Source organism: Escherichia ruysiae, assembly GCF_031323975.1.
Classification (GTDB): Bacteria; Pseudomonadota; Gammaproteobacteria; order Enterobacterales; family Enterobacteriaceae; genus Escherichia; species Escherichia ruysiae.
In genome coordinates this window covers 2588745-2606242 of record NZ_JAVIWS010000001.1, presented here as the reverse complement: position 1 = coordinate 2606242, position 17498 = coordinate 2588745, and the positions used below count along the sequence as shown (strand labels likewise).

General features: G+C 49.8%; 15 protein-coding genes. 8 read left to right on the top strand and 7 right to left on the bottom strand.

Annotated elements, in window-relative coordinates; translation table 11 throughout:
- The first annotated feature begins 12 nt into the window (after positions 1–12).
- The 7 genes from lpfC-O113 to phoU all read left to right on the top strand — a co-directional run bounded on the left by lpfC-O113 (position 13) and on the right by phoU (position 8537).
- The gene (lpfC-O113, locus tag RGV86_RS12620; RefSeq protein WP_000258932.1) at positions 13–2535 is read left to right on the top strand and encodes a long polar fimbrial usher protein LpfC-O113; all 2523 of its coding nucleotides are present in this window, start codon (positions 13–15) and stop codon (positions 2533–2535) included.
- A 10-nt stretch (positions 2536–2545) separates the two neighbouring features.
- A complete protein-coding gene (locus RGV86_RS12615) occupies positions 2546–3613 on the top strand; it encodes a fimbrial protein (RefSeq protein ID WP_001038771.1) in 1068 nt (355 codons plus the stop codon).
- Between the two features lie 246 nt (positions 3614–3859).
- Positions 3860–4900 carry a phosphate ABC transporter substrate-binding protein PstS gene (gene pstS / locus RGV86_RS12610; protein ID WP_085461488.1) on the top strand — a complete coding sequence of 347 codons (1041 nt, stop codon included), beginning with the start codon at positions 3860–3862 and terminating at the stop codon, positions 4898–4900.
- An 85-nt stretch (positions 4901–4985) separates the two neighbouring features.
- Complete coding sequence (gene pstC / locus RGV86_RS12605; protein ID WP_000741617.1) at positions 4986–5945, top strand: phosphate ABC transporter permease PstC; 960 nt, start codon at positions 4986–4988, stop codon at positions 5943–5945.
- Complete coding sequence (gene pstA / locus RGV86_RS12600; protein WP_001251991.1) at positions 5945–6835, top strand: phosphate ABC transporter permease PstA; 891 nt, start codon at positions 5945–5947, stop codon at positions 6833–6835. Before pstC ends, pstA begins: the two co-directional genes overlap by 1 nt.
- Positions 6836–7017: 182 nt before the next feature.
- Positions 7018–7791: a phosphate ABC transporter ATP-binding protein PstB gene (gene pstB / locus RGV86_RS12595; protein WP_000063120.1), complete on the top strand. Its 774-nt coding sequence runs from the start codon at positions 7018–7020 to the stop codon at positions 7789–7791.
- A gap of 14 nt (positions 7792–7805) precedes the next feature.
- Positions 7806–8537, top strand: a complete 732-nt coding sequence (gene phoU / locus RGV86_RS12590) for a phosphate signaling complex protein PhoU (RefSeq protein WP_000377802.1) — start codon at positions 7806–7808, stop codon at positions 8535–8537.
- A 69-nt stretch (positions 8538–8606) separates the two neighbouring features.
- Here the strand turns inward: phoU and yieH are convergent, their stop codons facing one another.
- Positions 8607–9272, bottom strand: a complete 666-nt coding sequence (gene yieH / locus RGV86_RS12585; RefSeq protein ID WP_000078049.1) for a 6-phosphogluconate phosphatase — start codon at positions 9270–9272, stop codon at positions 8607–8609.
- Positions 9273–9438: 166 nt separating this feature from the next.
- Between yieH and adeP the strand changes: the two genes are divergently transcribed.
- Positions 9439–10776, top strand: coding sequence for an adenine permease AdeP (gene adeP / locus RGV86_RS12580; protein WP_010347264.1), 1338 nt, complete (start codon positions 9439–9441; stop codon positions 10774–10776).
- 54 nt (positions 10777–10830) lie between these two features.
- Here the strand turns inward: adeP and yieF are convergent, their stop codons facing one another.
- The 6 genes from yieF to tnaA all read right to left on the bottom strand — a co-directional run bounded on the left by yieF (position 10831) and on the right by tnaA (position 17320).
- The gene (gene yieF, locus RGV86_RS12575) at positions 10831–11397 is read right to left on the bottom strand and encodes a class I chromate reductase YieF (protein ID WP_001291114.1); all 567 of its coding nucleotides are present in this window, start codon (positions 11395–11397) and stop codon (positions 10831–10833) included.
- A gap of 21 nt (positions 11398–11418) precedes the next feature.
- Entirely contained in the window at positions 11419–12168 is a 750-nt protein-coding gene (locus RGV86_RS12570; RefSeq protein WP_010347267.1) for a 4'-phosphopantetheinyl transferase family protein, read from the bottom strand.
- 156 nt (positions 12169–12324) lie between these two features.
- Positions 12325–13284, bottom strand: a complete 960-nt coding sequence (yidZ, locus tag RGV86_RS12565; protein ID WP_085461487.1) for an HTH-type transcriptional regulator YidZ — start codon at positions 13282–13284, stop codon at positions 12325–12327.
- Positions 13259–14434 (bottom strand): multidrug efflux MFS transporter MdtL, encoded by a 1176-nt coding sequence (gene mdtL, locus RGV86_RS12560; RefSeq protein ID WP_137598373.1) that lies wholly within the window; start codon positions 14432–14434, stop codon positions 13259–13261. Before mdtL ends, yidZ begins: the two co-directional genes overlap by 26 nt.
- 132 nt (positions 14435–14566) lie before the next feature.
- The gene (gene tnaB / locus RGV86_RS12555; protein ID WP_000138823.1) at positions 14567–15814 is read right to left on the bottom strand and encodes a low affinity tryptophan permease TnaB; all 1248 of its coding nucleotides are present in this window, start codon (positions 15812–15814) and stop codon (positions 14567–14569) included.
- A gap of 90 nt (positions 15815–15904) precedes the next feature.
- Positions 15905–17320, bottom strand: coding sequence for a tryptophanase (tnaA, locus tag RGV86_RS12550; protein WP_010347274.1), 1416 nt, complete (start codon positions 17318–17320; stop codon positions 15905–15907).
- Positions 17321–17498 lie beyond the last annotated feature (178 nt).

Below are 17498 nucleotides of genomic sequence, written 5' to 3'. Positions count from 1 at the left end.
GATAGGCGTATTATGGTTACGACCAGAATAGCGGTTGGCCTGATGGCAGGGACGTGTCTGATATTCTCACATAGTCTGATGGCCCAGGTCAGCGTATTTAACCCGGCGCTACTGGAAATCGACCATCAATCCGGGGTCGACATTCGTCAGTTTAACCGGGCAAATATGATGCCTCCCGGCGTTTATAGCGTTGATATTTTTATCAACGGTAAAATGTTTGAACGTCAGGATGTGACATTTGTTCAGGATAATCCCGATGCTGATTTACACGCCTGCTTTGTCGCTATAAAAAAAACGCTGATCTCCTTTGGCGTAAAAGTTGATGCACTGAAATCGCTCAATGATGTGGATGAAACGGTCTGTATTGATCCTGAGCCACGCATTGAAGGCTCATCCTGGCAACTGGACAGCGATAAACTGCAACTGAATATCTCCATTCCCCAAATCTACATGGACGCGATGGCCTACGATTACATAAGCCCTACGCGTTGGGATGAGGGGATTAATGCGCTCACTATCAACTACGATTTTTCCGGTTCACATACCCTGCGTTCTGATTATGGTTCTCAGGAGACGAATACCAGCTATCTCAACCTGCGCAACGGACTGAATATTGGGCCGTGGCGATTACGCAATTACAGTACTTTAAACACAACCGATGGTCGTGCGGATTACAACTCTATAAGCACCTGGATACAACGTAATATTGCCGCGTTACGAAGCCAGATTATGATCGGCGATACGTGGACGGCGAGCGATATTTTCGACAGCACGCAAATCCGTGGCGCACGTCTTTATACCGATAACGATATGTTGCCTGCCAGCCAGAATGGATTTGCCCCTGTGGTGCGTGGCATTGCCAAGTCCAACGCCACGGTCATCATTCGTCAAAGTGGTTATGTGATTTACCAGTCTGCCGTTCCACTAGGTGCCTTTGAAATTACTGACCTGAACACTGCCAGTTCAGGGGGAGATTTGGACGTAACTATCAAGGAAGAAGATGGTAGCGAACAACGATTCACCCAACCTTACGCCACTTTGGCAATCCTTAAGCGTGAAGGTCAAACAGATGTCGATATCAGCGTGGGTGAATTACGCGATGAAGATGGATTTATGCCAGATGTCATCCAGGCGCAGATCCTTCATGGCCTGCCGCATGGGTTTACGTTGTATGGTGGTTTACAGGCTACCGAGAATTATGGTTCAGCAGCGTTAGGGATGGGTAAAGATCTTGGTTCTCTGGGTGCTATCTCGTTCGATGTGACTCATGCGCGTGCAAAATTTAGTCATGATGATACGGAAACCGGACAGTCCTATCGCTTTCTGTATTCGAAACGTTTTGATGATACGGACACCAGTTTGCGTCTGGTTGGCTATCGTTATTCCACTGAAGGCTACTATACCCTCAACGAATGGGCGTCACGGAGCAACAGTCCTGACGATTTCTGGCAAACCGGTAACCGCCGCAGTCGTGTGGAAGGAACGCTAACGCAGTCGCTGGGAAGAGATTACGGCAACGTATACCTGACATTAAGTCGTCAGCAGTACTGGCATACCGATGATGTCGAGCGATTAATGCAATTTGGCTACAGCAGTAGCTGGAAGCGTCTCTCGTGGAATATCTCCTGGAGTTATTCCAATACCGCTCGTCAGGGGACGAGTAATAATTATGCCAGTGATAACAGCAGTGAGCAGATCTACATGCTCTCTTTATCTGTGCCTTTATCTGGCTGGTGGGGGAATAGTTACGCCACATATTCCGTTTCACAAAATGATAATTCCGGCAGTTCACATCAAGTAGGGATAAGCGGAACAGCCCTGGAAAAAAATAATCTGTCCTGGAATTTAATGCAGTCTTATAACAGCCACGATGATGAAGTTGGCGGGAATATGTCACTGTCTTATGACGGCACCTACGGTTCGCTGAACGGCAGTTATAATTACAGCCAAAATTCCCAGCGACTCAATTACGGTATTAAGGGCGGTATTCTGGCGCACAGCGAAGGGGTAACGTTAAGTCAGGAGTTAGGTGAAACCATCGCTCTGGTTAAAGCACCAGGCGCAGCCGGGCTGGAAATTGATAATATGCGCGGTGCCGCAACGGACTGGCGTGGCTACACGGTCAAGACACAACTAAATCCATATGATGAAAACCGAGTGGCAATCAGTGATAACTATTTCTCGAAAGCAAATGTCGAGCTTGATAATACCGTCGTGACGATGATTCCGACGCGTGGCGCTGTGGTTAAAGCAGAGTTTGTTACGCATGTGGGTTACCGTGTTTTATTCAGAGTCATGAATGTAAAAGGTAAGCCAGCACCATTTGGCGCGATGGCATCAGTACAAAGCGCGTCCTCTGCAAACTCAGGGATTGTGGGGGAGCATGGCGAGCTTTATCTCTCGGGGCTTCCTGAAAAGGGACAAGTAACATTATCCTGGGGCGAAAATGCGACCACAAAATGTACCTTCGATTACACTCTCTCATTACCTGCAAGTGAAAGTGGATTAATTGAGCAAGACGTGACATGTCATTAAAAGGATTTTTATGAACAAGAATATTATACGATGGTGGTTGGCGATTCTTATTGTCTCTTTTAGTGGCACAATACTAGCTGCGCCTAAAGGTATCTGTACTCCAGATAATGGAGTTTTCCATAGTACGCTTAATTTTTCAGGCTATCTTATTACAGCGAACCAGAACAGAGTAGGTACGATATTTAACACCACGGTGAGTAATGGTGGCTCTTATCCAGGTCGCTGTCATTGTGATACGGGGCCTTTAGATCGATTCTCCTTTATTTACTACACAGCCAGAATCAATGATGCCTTAAGCTTTGCTGGTGTTCACTCAGGCTTGAATTATTATAATCTTAATCCGAATCTCGATGTGGGTATTGCAATTGATATTCTCGGAGTAGGAATGGTTAATGCACCGTTTGACTATCAGCCTAATAAGCCTTCTAACAGTTATGATTGTGGCCGTATTTCCCCCTTGAATATTTCCAGCGGTGCAAGAGCACAAATTTATTTTTATATCAAAAAAACCTTTGTGGGAAAGTTAATTATTCCTGAAACAAAGATATCTACGTTGTATGGAACCATAAGTCGTGATACGCCGGTTGATTATTCTCAACCGATGGCTGATGTTTACATTCACGGCGATATCACTGCGGCACAAACTTGCGAAATTAATAATTTACAACCGGTTTATTTTGATTTTAAAGAAATACCCGCCGCAGATTTTTCCTCTGTTACCGGGAGTGCGGTAACAACGCATAAAATCACTAAAACCGTCACTATTGAGTGTGAAAACATGGGGTTACTGAATACAGACGATATCACCACATCATTTTATGCTACTGAATCCAGTACGGATAATTCTATGGTTGTAACGTCAAACCCCAACGTGGGGGTAAAAATATACGATAAAAATAATAAGGAAATCAAAGTAAACGGAGGCGAATTGTCGACAGATATGGGCAAAACAACCGTCTATGGAGAGAAAGCTGGCAACGTCACTTTTTCTGCCGCACCTGCAAGCCTCACTGGAGCTCGCCCTGCGCCAGGAACATTTACCGCGACTGCAACCATAACAATTGAGATTGTTCGCTAACCGAACTGACAGCGGTGCTCCTCACACCGTTGTCATTTTACGCATTTTTGGCTGTATATTTTCATCCGACATGACAAAACGATGACATCGCTTTCCTTTTTTTCTTCAAATAAATTAAACACTTAAATAATAATCCTGATTTGTCATAAAACTGTCATAAACCTTACATATAACTGTCACCTGTTTGTCCTATTTTGCTTCTCGTAGCCAACAAACAATGCTTTATGAATCCTCCCAGGAGACATTATGAAAGTTATGCGTACCACCGTCGCAACTGTTGTCGCCGCGACCTTATCGATGAGTGCTTTCTCTGTATTTGCAGAAGCAAGCCTGACAGGTGCGGGTGCAACCTTCCCTGCGCCGGTGTATGCCAAATGGGCTGACACTTACCAGAAAGAAACCGGTAATAAAGTTAACTACCAGGGTATCGGTTCTTCCGGTGGCGTAAAACAGATTATCGCCAATACCGTTGATTTCGGTGCTTCAGACGCGCCGCTGTCTGACGAAAAACTGGCTCAGGAAGGTCTTTTCCAGTTCCCGACCGTGATTGGCGGCGTGGTGCTGGCGGTTAACCTGCCGGGTCTGAAATCCGGTGAACTGGTGCTGGATGGTAAAACCCTCGGCGACATCTACCTGGGCAAAATTAAAAAGTGGGATGATGAAGCCATCGCCAAACTGAATCCGGGTCTGAAACTGCCTTCACAGAACATTGCCGTAGTACGCCGCGCAGATGGCTCCGGTACTTCCTTCGTCTTCACCAGCTACCTGGCGAAAGTGAACGAAGAGTGGAAAAACAGCGTTGGTACTGGCTCTACCGTAAAATGGCCGATCGGTCTGGGCGGTAAAGGTAACGACGGTATCGCCGCGTTCGTTCAGCGTCTGCCGGGTGCGATTGGTTACGTTGAATATGCTTACGCTAAGCAGAATAACCTGGCGTACACCAAACTGATCTCCGCCGACGGTAAATCGGTCAGTCCGACCGAAGAAAACTTCGCCAATGCGGCAAAAGGCGCAGACTGGAGCAAAACCTTCGCTCAGGATCTGACCAACCAGAAAGGCGAAGATGCATGGCCGATCACCTCTACCACGTTCATACTGATCCACAAAGATCAGAAGAAACCTGAGCAGGGTGTAGAAGTGCTGAAGTTCTTCGACTGGGCATACAAAACCGGGGCTAAACAGGCTAACGACCTTGATTACGCCAGCCTGCCGGAGAGCGTTGTAGAACAGGTTCGCGCTGCGTGGAAGACCAATATTAAAGACAGTAGCGGTAAGCCGCTGTACTAATAAAACACCATGCCGGATAAGGTCTTTACGTCGTATCCGGCATTACAAAATGACTTTGTAAACGCGTTTAACTGAAGAGTAACTTATGGCTGCAACCAAGCCTGCTTTTAACCCACCGGGTAAAAAGGGCGACATAATTTTCAGCGTGCTGGTAAAACTGGCGGCGCTGATTGTGCTATTGATGTTGGGTGGCATTATTGTCTCTCTGATCATCTCCTCCTGGCCGAGCATTCAGAAATTTGGTCTGGCTTTCCTGTGGACCAAAGAGTGGGATGCACCGAACGATATTTACGGGGCGCTGGTGCCGATCTACGGTACGCTGGTGACCTCGTTTATCGCGCTGCTGATCGCCGTTCCGGTGAGTTTCGGTATCGCCCTGTTCCTGACCGAGCTTGCGCCAGGCTGGCTGAAACGCCCGCTGGGGATCGCCATTGAGCTGCTGGCAGCCATTCCAAGTATCGTTTACGGCATGTGGGGGCTGTTTATCTTCGCGCCGCTGTTTGCCGTTTACTTCCAGGAGCCAGTCGGCAATATCCTGTCGAATATCCCGATTGTCGGCGCGCTGTTCTCCGGCCCGGCATTTGGTATCGGTATCCTCGCGGCAGGCGTGATCCTCGCCATCATGATCATTCCGTACATTGCGGCGGTCATGCGCGATGTGTTCGAACAGACACCTGTGATGATGAAAGAGTCGGCCTACGGTATCGGCTGCACCACCTGGGAAGTTATCTGGCGTATCGTTCTTCCGTTCACCAAAAATGGTGTTATCGGCGGCATTATGCTGGGGCTGGGGCGCGCGCTCGGTGAAACCATGGCGGTGACCTTTATCATCGGTAACACCTACCAGCTCGACAGCGCCTCGCTGTACATGCCGGGCAACAGTATCACCTCTGCGCTGGCCAACGAATTTGCGGAAGCGGAATCTGGCCTGCACGTTGCCGCACTGATGGAACTCGGCCTGATCCTGTTTGTAATTACCTTCATCGTCCTGGCCGCATCGAAGTTTATGATTATGCGCCTGGCTAAGAATGAGGGGGCACGCTAATGGCTATGGTTGAAATGCAAACCACTGCGGCGCTGGCGGAATCCCGCCGCAAAATGCAGGCGCGTCGCCGCCTCAAAAACCGTATTGCGCTGACGCTCTCAATGGCGACGATGGCCTTCGGCCTGTTCTGGCTGATCTGGATTTTAATGTCCACCATCACTCGCGGAATCGACGGTATGTCGCTGGCGCTGTTCACCGAAATGACGCCGCCGCCCAATACGGAAGGTGGTGGTCTGGCGAACGCCCTGGCGGGTAGCGGCCTGTTAATTTTGTGGGCCACGGTATTCGGTACGCCGCTGGGTATTATGGCGGGGATTTATCTGGCGGAGTATGGCCGTAAATCCTGGCTGGCAGAAGTGATTCGCTTTATTAACGACATTCTGCTCTCTGCACCGTCGATTGTGGTTGGTCTGTTTGTTTATACCATCGTGGTGGCGCAGATGGAGCACTTCTCCGGCTGGGCGGGCGTAATTGCGCTGGCGCTGTTGCAGGTGCCCATTGTTATCCGTACCACCGAGAACATGCTGAAACTGGTGCCGGACAGCCTGCGTGAAGCGGCTTATGCGCTGGGTACGCCGAAGTGGAAGATGATCTCCGCGATTACGCTGAAAGCGTCGGTGTCCGGGATCATGACCGGTATCCTGCTGGCGATTGCCCGTATTGCCGGTGAAACCGCGCCGCTGCTGTTTACCGCGCTCTCCAACCAGTTCTGGAGCACGGACATGATGCAGCCGATCGCCAACCTGCCGGTGACGATCTTTAAGTTTGCGATGAGCCCATTTGCGGAATGGCAGCAACTGGCCTGGGCCGGGGTATTGATCATCACCCTGTGCGTCCTGCTGCTGAACATTCTGGCGCGCGTTGTTTTTGCGAAGAATAAACACGGTTGATATTGCTGACACGGTTTTCCCCTCACCCTAACCCTCTCCCCAGAGGGGCGAGGGGACCGATCGAGCGCCTTTTTGACTCTGTACACGGTTAACACTTTGTCGGATGCGGCGTGAGCGCCTTATCCGGCCTACGGTAAGCCTGATTAGCGAAGTGCATCAGGCACGATGAGGAAAAGATTGCAATGAGTATGGTTGAAACTGCCCCGAGTAAAATTCAGGTTCGTAATTTGAACTTCTACTACGGCAAATTCCATGCCCTGAAAAACATCAACCTGGATATCGCTAAAAACCAGGTTACGGCGTTTATCGGGCCGTCCGGCTGCGGTAAATCGACGCTGCTGCGTACCTTCAATAAAATGTTTGAACTGTACCCGGATCAGCGTGCGGAAGGTGAAATTCTGCTCGATGGCGACAACATTCTGACGAACACTCAGGATATCGCCCTGCTGCGTGCGAAAGTGGGCATGGTGTTCCAGAAACCGACACCGTTCCCGATGTCCATCTACGACAACATCGCTTTTGGTGTCCGTCTGTTTGAGAAGCTCTCTCGTGCCGACATGGACGAGCGCGTACAGTGGGCATTGACCAAAGCCGCATTGTGGAACGAAACCAAAGATAAATTGCACCAGAGCGGTTACTCTCTCTCTGGTGGTCAGCAACAGCGTCTGTGCATTGCGCGAGGAATCGCCATTCGCCCGGAAGTGCTGCTGCTCGACGAACCGTGTTCGGCGCTCGACCCTATCTCCACCGGGCGTATTGAAGAGCTGATCACCGAACTGAAGCAGGATTACACCGTGGTGATCGTCACCCACAACATGCAGCAGGCTGCGCGTTGTTCCGACCACACGGCATTTATGTATATGGGCGAATTGATTGAGTTCAGCAACACGGACGATCTGTTCACCAAGCCAGCGAAGAAACAAACAGAAGACTACATCACCGGTCGTTACGGTTGATTCAGGAGTGCGTTATGGACAGTCTCAATCTTAATAAACATATTTCTGGCCAGTTCAATGCCGAACTGGAAAGCATCCGCACGCAGGTGATGACCATGGGCGGTATGGTGGAGCAACAGCTTACTGATGCCATCACCGCCATGCACAACCAGGACAGCGATCTGGCGAAGCGTGTGATCGAAGGCGACAAAAACGTCAACATGATGGAAGTGGCAATCGATGAAGCCTGTGTGCGCATTATTGCTAAACGTCAGCCGACGGCGAGCGACCTGCGTCTGGTGATGGTGATAAGCAAGACCATCGCCGAACTGGAGCGTATTGGCGACGTGGCGGACAAAATCTGCCGTACTGCGCTGGAGAAATTCTCCCAGCAGCATCAGCCGTTGCTGGTAAGTCTGGAATCTCTGGGGCGTCACACAATCCAGATGCTGCATGACGTACTGGACGCGTTCGCGCGCATGGATATTGACGAAGCGGTACGAATTTATCGTGAAGATAAAAAAGTCGACCAGGAGTACGAAGGTATTGTTCGTCAGCTGATGACCTACATGATGGAAGATTCGCGCACTATTCCGAGCGTACTTACCGCGCTGTTCTGTGCGCGTTCAATCGAACGTATCGGTGACCGTTGTCAGAATATCTGTGAATATATCTTCTACTACGTGAAAGGGCAGGATTTCCGTCACGTCGGCGGCGATGAGCTGGATAAACTGCTGGCAGAGAAAGATCCGAAAGCCTCACGCTAACCGTATGCCGCATCAGGCAATCTGCGAGTACGTAATCTGACCGGTGAGATATATCACCGGTCTCTTTATTTACCGAGTAATATCCCAGCCGCGAGCCTTCCAGAGTTCCGGTAACTGTGAAAGATGGGTAAAAGTAGTGACTTTCGGATGAACGATCGGCTTATTGTGCGGGTCAGCGCAGAAGTAAAACACTTCCATACCGGCATCGATTCCTGACTGCGCACCGGCGCTGGAGTCATCAACCAGAATGCAGTTTTCAACGTTCACATTCATCGCTTTTGCCGCATGGAACATTAACGCCGGATCGGGCTTCCAGCGTTGGATGTCGTAACCGCTGAACAGTTTTTCCGGGAAATAGTGCAGCATATTGAGTTTGCCAAGCGAATGTTGCATTTTGCTGACTGGGCCGTTAGAGACGACGCACATCGGCACGTTAACGCTCGCCAGCAATTCGTTAGCACCCGCAATCACCTCCAGTTCGCTATCAAACAGACGCGCCACTTCCGCACGATAAACGTGCTCGGCATCGGCACGAACCATTTCTACACCCTGTTCTTTGCTAATGATGTCGATGATTTCGTAGAGTTTTACGCCTTTAAAACGGGTAAAAATTTCTTCCAGGTCAACGTGAATGCCAAATTCCCTGAACATCGTGACATAGGCGCGAGAGCAAATGACCTCGCTATCGACCAGCGTACCGTCACAGTCGAAAAATACCGCTTCTATCTGGGACATGTCTTTCCTTTATCGTTAGTTTAACGTTTTCGTCATGCAGATTGGCGCGACGCAATCGTTGCCGTATAAGCAAATACAATGAAAAAAAGTTATCTTCAGCCGTCCATATTGTCTCATTTTGGTATACGATAGCGACGGATTTTCCCTCCTTGTTCGGAAATAGATAATGAGTCAACAACACACAACCCAGGCTTCTGGCCAGGGGATGCTGGAACGCGTGTTTAAACTGCGCGAACATGGCACGACGGCACGAACCGAAGTGATCGCTGGTTTTACCACCTTCCTGACGATGGTTTACATCGTTTTTGTTAACCCGCAAATTCTTGGCGTCGCTGGCATGGACACAAGCGCCGTCTTCGTCACCACCTGTCTGATTGCTGCGTTCGGCAGTATTCTGATGGGGCTGTTTGCTAACCTGCCAGTCGCGCTGGCTCCCGCTATGGGTCTGAATGCGTTCTTCGCCTTTGTTGTGGTGCAGGCGATGGGCTTGCCATGGCAGGTCGGGATGGGCGCCATTTTCTGGGGCGCGATTGGTCTGCTGTTACTGACGATTTTCCGCGTTCGCTACTGGATGATTGCCAACATTCCAGTGAGTCTGCGTGTGGGGATCACCAGCGGTATCGGCCTGTTCATTGGTATGATGGGGCTGAAAAACGCAGGTGTCATTGTCGCTAACCCGGAAACGCTGGTCAGCATCGGTAACCTGACTTCTCACAGCGTGCTGCTGGGTATCCTCGGCTTCTTCATCATTGCTATTCTGGCCTCGCGCAACATTCACGCGGCGGTACTGGTTTCCATCGTGGTGACGACGCTTTTGGGCTGGATGCTGGGTGATGTGCACTACAACGGCATTGTCTCCGCGCCGCCGAGCGTGATGACGGTAGTGGGTCATGTGGATTTAGCCGGGTCATTAAACCTCGGTCTGGCAGGGGTAATTTTCTCTTTCATGCTGGTCAACCTGTTTGACTCCTCCGGTACGTTGATTGGCGTAACCGATAAAGCGGGTCTGGCGGATGAGAAAGGTAAATTCCCGCGCATGAAGCAGGCGCTGTATGTCGACAGTATCTCTTCTGTTACCGGTTCCTTTATCGGTACATCTTCCGTCACGGCGTATATTGAGTCCTCTTCTGGTGTTTCCGTTGGCGGTCGTACCGGTCTGACGGCAGTGGTTGTCGGCCTGCTATTCCTGCTGGTTATCTTTCTGTCACCGCTGGCGGGAATGGTGCCTGGCTATGCTGCTGCTGGCGCGCTGATCTACGTGGGCGTACTGATGACCTCAAGTCTTGCTCGCGTGAAATGGCAGGATCTTACTGAATCCGTTCCGGCGTTTATTACCGCCGTGATGATGCCGTTCAGCTTTTCGATTACTGAAGGTATTGCGCTGGGCTTCATTTCCTACTGCGTGATGAAAATCGGCACCGGACGTCTGCGTGATCTAAGCCCGTGCGTAATCATCGTTGCGCTGCTGTTTATCCTGAAGATCGTGTTTATCGACGCCCACTAAAATCGATAACTCGTTAAAAAACCCGCCATGAGTTACCGCTGGCGGGTTTTTTATTTAGAGTTTCACCCGCTGAATAAACTCGCCAAATGCGGTCAATTGTCCGGTCAGATGATCCAGTGTTCCTTGATCAATCACTTCTCCGGTTTGTGGATCGACTTTGTTCTGAATCACACCGCCCATAAACTCCGGTTTGTTCATTACCATCGCGTCGAGAAAAACCAGAATCTGGCGCAGGTGATACTGGCAGCGCGCGCCGCCAATCACGCCCATTGAGCTGGTCTGAATCAACACCGGTTTACCGGCCAGCGGTTGATCCGGCAGGCGAGATAGCCAGTCGATGGCATTTTTCAGTCCGCCCGGCACGGAGTAGTTATATTCCGGCGTGACGATCACCACGCCGTCAGCTTGGCGAATTTGTTCCGCCAGAGTTTCAACTGCCGCTGGAAAACCTTCTTCCTGCTGTACGTCAGCGTCATACAGAGGAATGTCGGCAATGGAAGGTAACGCATTGACTTCCATACCCGCAGGGGCAATTTTCGGCAGTGTACGTGCAACCATGCCATTAAATGAGCCTTTGCGCAGGCTCCCCAGTAACGTAACCACCTTCAATTTTTCAGACATGATGACTCCTGTGGTTGTCTATCAATTTGGCGAAAAAGACTTCACGGTAGATAGCTGGGCAAAACGCATCATCCGGCTGGTGGGGTTGTTGGCGCGACTGTGAATATCCGGCAGACTTTTCCAGCCTTGCTTACCATCTAACTCCCAGACACTGAGCTTCTCAATCGCTGGAGTGACCGCCACGGACCACACCAGCACGTCCTCTGCGTCGCATAACGCTTCTACATGATTTACATGGGCACATTTCAGGCGTCCGGCAATGGGCAGCAATTGCAGATCGCGCGGGTCGTCATTCAGTACATCGCCGGTAAGTTTTAGCACGCTTCGGCGCAAAGTAATGAGTTGCGCTCGTGCTTCATTAGGATCGTTCTGCTTACTGATCCATAACGATTCATTGCTGGAAAAAATAGGGTTATCGGGTGCATGGGGACTATGAAACCCGCGTGTTGCGCGCTGTAGCTCCATATCGAGACCACACTCACCTTCGGTTGTTAACGCTACGCCGACCATATTTCCGGCATAGGATATTGAAAATGATGGCAAATTTTTATCGAGGAAAACCGGCTTTCCTTTAGCCTGGGTGACGATCTCTGGTAATTCGCTTATGCCATACAGCATAGACATCAGTTCTGCGAGTAAACCTCTGGACGCCAGAAAACGACTTTGACGATGAGGGGGAAGATTTCGGGCTTCTTGATGACACCGGGAGGGGAGACGAACAGATATCAAATGTCCTTCCGTTAAAATCCCTCGGGCAAAGTGAGTCGCCATTTTTCGCTCCATGCTTAATGGTCCATTATGAATACAAGAGTAATCATTTGCTGGAACTATGGACAGACTAAAGTGGCGAAAAGTTCGATTCGGATAAGTTTATTACATGTTTTTTACATTTTATCGTGAAACGTGGTCGCATTTTATACGATTTTATTATGCTATCGAGGCGTAAATATTTTTAATGGTTTCCCGTAACCAGACGATCTTCGGGTTATGGCTATTCCGTTTGTGCCACAGCAGAGTAAACGGTACTTCCAGCTTTTTTTGCTGGATTTCATCAAACGGGAGAGGGAGAGCAACCAACGGCAGTTGGTGGAGCTGATTGTAGTACTGACAGTAGCGCGGTGCGGTCGCCAGTAGCAGATTGTCGGGCTGCGCCGCCATAAATAGTGCCTGCTCAAATTCTGGCAGACTCATAGCAATCGTGCGTTCTCGGCCTAGCTCCTGTAACACATTGTCCAGCGCCCAGGTGTCGCTCTGTTCCCAGCAAATGCTGATATGCGGATAACGCAGAAAGGTGTCCAGATCCCACGCTTCACGTAGTGCCGGATGATCTTTGCGTAGCCAGACGCAGGGCACATCACTAAACAGCACTTCATAATCAATGGATAACGGCAACGAACTTAGTAGCTCCCGCGAACGGGGATGACTTTCACGACCGGAAAAACCGATATCCACTTCGCCACGGGTAATCGCATCCAGCGAATCGTAATCCCAGTTGCGTAATTTAATAGTCGCCTGCGGGTAACGCTGGTAGATCTGTTTCGATAACGCGTTAAACATGATCATCATCAGCGGTGACTCCGCCGCTAACTCAAACTTAAGGCCGCGCGGCGTTTCGTGATGCGGTTTATCCAGCAGCAGATTGCTCATTTGCATCCATTCCGCCAGATTTTGTTCCATGCTGACCATCAGCGGCGTGGGCGTCAGACCCAGCGGTGAGTTCACAAAGAGCGGATCATCAAACCATGCCCGAAGTTTTGCTAATGACTTGCTCACCGCCGAAGGCGTGACGTTCATCCGTTTCGCCGCTTTGGTTACGCTGCGCTCCTGCATCAGCAATTGCAGACAGAGCAGCAAATTGAGATCAAGCGTGGTGATGGATTTCTTCATGAGCGGCAACCGGGCGTCCAGGCGCGACGAACATAATCAGCAACAGGCTCACTATGCTACAGGCAATCAGAATCCCGATCAGCATATTCCATGCGCCGATACCAACCACCGCCGCCAGCCAAATCCACAGTGACGAACCGCAAACTTGCGCAATACCTAAGGTCGAGCTGGCTACGCCCGCGCGTAATGAAAACGGCCCTAACGCCTGACTCATTGCCACGCCGAAGCCTACCGAAAAACCGGCGCAAATCAGCGTGATGCCAAACAGAGAAATCACGTGGGAAGGTGAAATGGCAAGGGTGATACCCGCCGCCAGGAATAACACCTGCGAGGTGATCATCAGCGTTCGCGGCTTAAAAATTCCCAATGCAAACGGCGTGGAGAACGATACGGTCATACTGACGCCTGCGGTCAGCGCCATAATGGTGGCGTATTCACCGCGCTCAAAACCCATGATTTCCATCATCAATACAGGCGACGTATTCACGAAGGTGAGGATCACCGAAACGCTGAGGGTGGTGATAACAACACGGCTGAGGAAAAAACGGTTAAGCAGCGATTCAGTATCTTCTCGTGGTTTGTCCGAAGCGGCAGGCGCGGCAGGGCGCGTTTCTTTTAAAATAAATAAAGACAACATCAGTACTGCGAACCCCATCATCGCCATTACCCAGAACAGGCTCTGCCACGGGAATTTAAGCATAATCAGATGCCCAAGTACCGGTGCTAACACCGGAATGATGCAGGTAATGCCGTTGAGTAACGACAGCACTTTTGCCCGACGTCGATCGTCCAGCGTGTCGCGCAAAATGGCGAACGCCACCACGTAACAACAGCCCGCGCCAAGTCCCTGTAGCAATCGCCCTGCAAGAAATAACGTGCTGGTATCAGCCAGTGAACAGAACACTGAGGCGATAATAAATAGCGTCGCGCCGGGGATGGCGACCGGCTTTCTCCCTGAACGATCGGCCACTTTACCGGCAAATAACATCGCTACCGCCATTCCCGCCAGATAAACGGAAAACGCAATATGTAACTGCGCTTCGCTGGCATTGAGGTCGGCGGCGATGCGCGGTAAACCAACGAGGTACATATCAATCCCTGCGGGATAAAGTAAAACCAGGGCAAAACTACAAATTAAGAAACGGGACATGAGCTAAAGCGTCCTGACGGAAAGGTGACGCAAAGCATACGTGGTGACGGAGAATCAGGCGAGTTGCCATTTGGACAAAAGAGATTTCCTGACAGGCAAGAAGCCAGCAAAATAGCTGGCTTCTTGAAGGGATCAGCCAAATTTAGGTAACACGTTAAAGACGTTACCGAACCAGCATAAAATCACAGTTATACCAAAGAGGATAACAATCGCCGGAATGAGATTGCCGCCCCAAACCGTGAACATCTGGTTGGGAAACTTCTTGCGGGCTTTGATTGCCAGTACCGCAGGGATAATGACCGCCCAGATGGTGGCGCACAGCCCGGCACCGCCGATCCCGTAAATAAAGCCATTCGGGAAGACCAGATACAACAATGCGGGTGGCAGGAAGGTTAACAGCACGGTTTTGAAGCGCCCGCCGTGGGAGTTATCAATCTTAAACAGATCCGCCAGATAATCGAACAGTCCCAGCGTGACGCCAAAGAACGAACTGGCGACAGCTAAGTTGGAGAACACCAGCAGGCAAAACTCGATAATGCCATGTTGTTTGGTGCCGAGGAACGATTTCACCAGTGAATCGACGTTGCCGCCGGAGGAGATAATCGCTTTAAAACTTTCACGCGGAATATTCCCCATCGTGCAATACAGCCAGAAGAGATAAATCACCAGCGCCAGCAGCGAACCGAAAACCACGCTTTTGATGAGCTTATCTTTACGTTTGCCATAGCAAATAATCAGGCTGGGAATATTGCCGTGGAAACCAAATGACGCAAGGCACACTGGCAGAGCCATAAAAATGTACGGGAAGTAAGACGTCCCCGCAGTCGTGCTGGTGGCATCACGTAGAACGGAATAATCGACCTGGAAGAAGAAAGAGCCAAACACAATGACAAAGGAGATAATCTTCAGCCCGAGGAACAATGACGTGATACGGCTGGCGGCTAACGAACTTATCCATAATACGCTGGCGACGAAAATGGCCGTGCAGATCCCGACAATGCGAGGATTGGCATGGTAGCCCAGATTCATTGATATCGTTTCGCTAATGATCGCGCCGTTAGCGGAGATATAGGCGTAAGTGAGAATATAGAGAACGAAGGCAACGGTAATGCCGCTGATAATGTTCCAGGTGTTACCGATTAAATCTTTAGTGATGGTATTAAAACTGGAGCCGACGGGATAATTTAAATTTGCTTCTAATAAAAGTAACCCAGAATGTAGCATTGAAAACCAGGCAATGATAAGGATAAAGGCACCCCAGAAAAACCAGGCACCGGCAAGATCAACAGGTAAAGCAAACATACCTCCACCGATTACTGTACCTGCTATAACCATAACACCCCAAAATGCAGAGTGTTTTTTTTCTGCTTGTTCAGTCATGATGCCACCTTTAGAGGAAGGCTATTTTTGTTATTGAGGATGTAGGGAGTGGAGTGGCTAACATCCTTATAGCCACTCTGAGTGTATTAATTAAACTTCTTTCAGTTTTGCGGTGAAGTGACGCAATACTTTCGGTTCGTAGGTAAAGGTTAACCCTTTAATATTCGCCGCGTTCTCTTTCACATGTTTGAAGGCTTCAATAATAAAGTCCATATGTGTTTGAGTATAGGTTGCGCGTGGAATGGTTAAACGCAGCAATTCTGCCGGGCACGGCAGTTGTTTACCGGTTTTCGGATCGCGGCCTAACAGGAAAGAACCAATTTCTACCGCACGGATACCGGCGACTTTATACAGCTCGCACGCCAGCGCCTGTGCCGGGAACTGATCTGCCGGAATATGCGGCAACAGTTTACCGGCATCAACGAACGCCGCGTGACCGCCCGCCTGCTGACACACAACACCAATCTCTTCCAGACCATCGACCAGATACTGCACCTGCGCAATACGATAAGCCAGCCAGTCATGATTCATGCCATCATACAGACCCACAGCCAGACGCTCCATCGCGCCACCTTCCAGACCACCATAAGTCGGGAAGCCTTCCTGCACCACGCAAAGGGTTCTGCACTCGGTATAGACATCGAAGAAGCTGTCGTCTTTCACGCACAGCAGGCCGCCCATCGGCACCATCGCATCTTTCTTGGCGGACATTGCCAGCATATCGGCATATTTGTAGGTTTCGCGGGTAATTTGCTCGATAGTCCAGTCTTTGTATTCCGCTTCACGTTGCTTGATGAAATAGGCGTTTTCAGCAAAGCGCGCGGAGTCCATCACTACAGGAATGTCATATTTCTTCGCAATGCTGTACATCGCTTTCATATTTGCCAGTGAAACCGGCTGACCACCTGCGGAGTTACTGGTGATGGTAGCAACGATATATGGCACGTTATTCGGGCCAACTTCCTCAATACCGCGTTCTAATCCTTCGAGGTCAAAGTTACCTTTAAAGTCGTAACGCACGCCCGTATCGAAGGCTTCTTTGATATAGACGTTACGCACGGTACAGCCGTTAATCTGGCTATGCCCCTGCGTGGTATCAAAGAAATAGTTAGAGAATGCCACCATTTTGCTGCGATCCAGGCCTTTTTCCTGCTCGCGTTTTTTAATCAGTACCGGAATGTAGATTTGCTCTGCGCCACGCCCCTGGTGAGTCGGAATGGTGTATTGATAACCAAAGATATTTTTCACTGACTCGGCTAATGCGTAGTAGCTGCGGCTGCCGCTGTAGGCTTCGTCGCCGCGCATCATCGCTGCCTGCATACTCTGCGTCACCGCTCCGGTGCCACTGTCGGTCAGTAAATCGATAAACACATCTTCGCTATCCAACAGGAACGGGTTCATACCGGATTTAATAATTGCTTCTTCACGATAAGCGCGAGTGGTACGTTTTACTGGCTCAATAACACGAATGCGGAACGGTTCAGGGAGGTGTTTAAAGTTTTCCATTGCATAATCCTTCATTTATTTTAATTGCAGTGATCCCTGTGAATATTACATTTGCAATATCTATTAATTCGCCAGATATATATGCAAGAGCCATCATTTACTAAAACAAGTAAATAAATGAGAGATAGCCTTTGCAAAAGGCAAAATTAAGATATAGCAAACAAATAGATCACATTGA

Bases quoted from the DNA above. Each gene is read 5' to 3' on its own strand.
- lpfC-O113 (WP_000258932.1), top strand. From the start codon at position 13: ATGGTTACGACCAGAATAGCGGTTGGCCTGATGGCAGGGACGTGTCTG.
- RGV86_RS12615 (WP_001038771.1), top strand. From the start codon at position 2,546: ATGAACAAGAATATTATACGATGGTGGTTGGCGATTCTTATTGTCTCT.
- pstS (WP_085461488.1), top strand. From the start codon at position 3,860: ATGAAAGTTATGCGTACCACCGTCGCAACTGTTGTCGCCGCGACCTTA.
- pstC (WP_000741617.1), top strand. From the start codon at position 4,986: ATGGCTGCAACCAAGCCTGCTTTTAACCCACCGGGTAAAAAGGGCGAC.
- pstA (WP_001251991.1), top strand. From the start codon at position 5,945: ATGGCTATGGTTGAAATGCAAACCACTGCGGCGCTGGCGGAATCCCGC.
- pstB (WP_000063120.1), top strand. From the start codon at position 7,018: ATGAGTATGGTTGAAACTGCCCCGAGTAAAATTCAGGTTCGTAATTTG.
- phoU (WP_000377802.1), top strand. From the start codon at position 7,806: ATGGACAGTCTCAATCTTAATAAACATATTTCTGGCCAGTTCAATGCC.
- yieH (WP_000078049.1), bottom strand. From the start codon at position 9,272: ATGTCCCAGATAGAAGCGGTATTTTTCGACTGTGACGGTACGCTGGTC.
- adeP (WP_010347264.1), top strand. From the start codon at position 9,439: ATGAGTCAACAACACACAACCCAGGCTTCTGGCCAGGGGATGCTGGAA.
- yieF (WP_001291114.1), bottom strand. From the start codon at position 11,397: ATGTCTGAAAAATTGAAGGTGGTTACGTTACTGGGGAGCCTGCGCAAA.
- RGV86_RS12570 (WP_010347267.1), bottom strand. From the start codon at position 12,168: ATGGCGACTCACTTTGCCCGAGGGATTTTAACGGAAGGACATTTGATA.
- yidZ (WP_085461487.1), bottom strand. From the start codon at position 13,284: ATGAAGAAATCCATCACCACGCTTGATCTCAATTTGCTGCTCTGTCTG.
- mdtL (WP_137598373.1), bottom strand. From the start codon at position 14,434: ATGTCCCGTTTCTTAATTTGTAGTTTTGCCCTGGTTTTACTTTATCCC.
- tnaB (WP_000138823.1), bottom strand. From the start codon at position 15,814: ATGACTGAACAAGCAGAAAAAAAACACTCTGCATTTTGGGGTGTTATG.
- tnaA (WP_010347274.1), bottom strand. From the start codon at position 17,320: ATGGAAAACTTTAAACACCTCCCTGAACCGTTCCGCATTCGTGTTATT.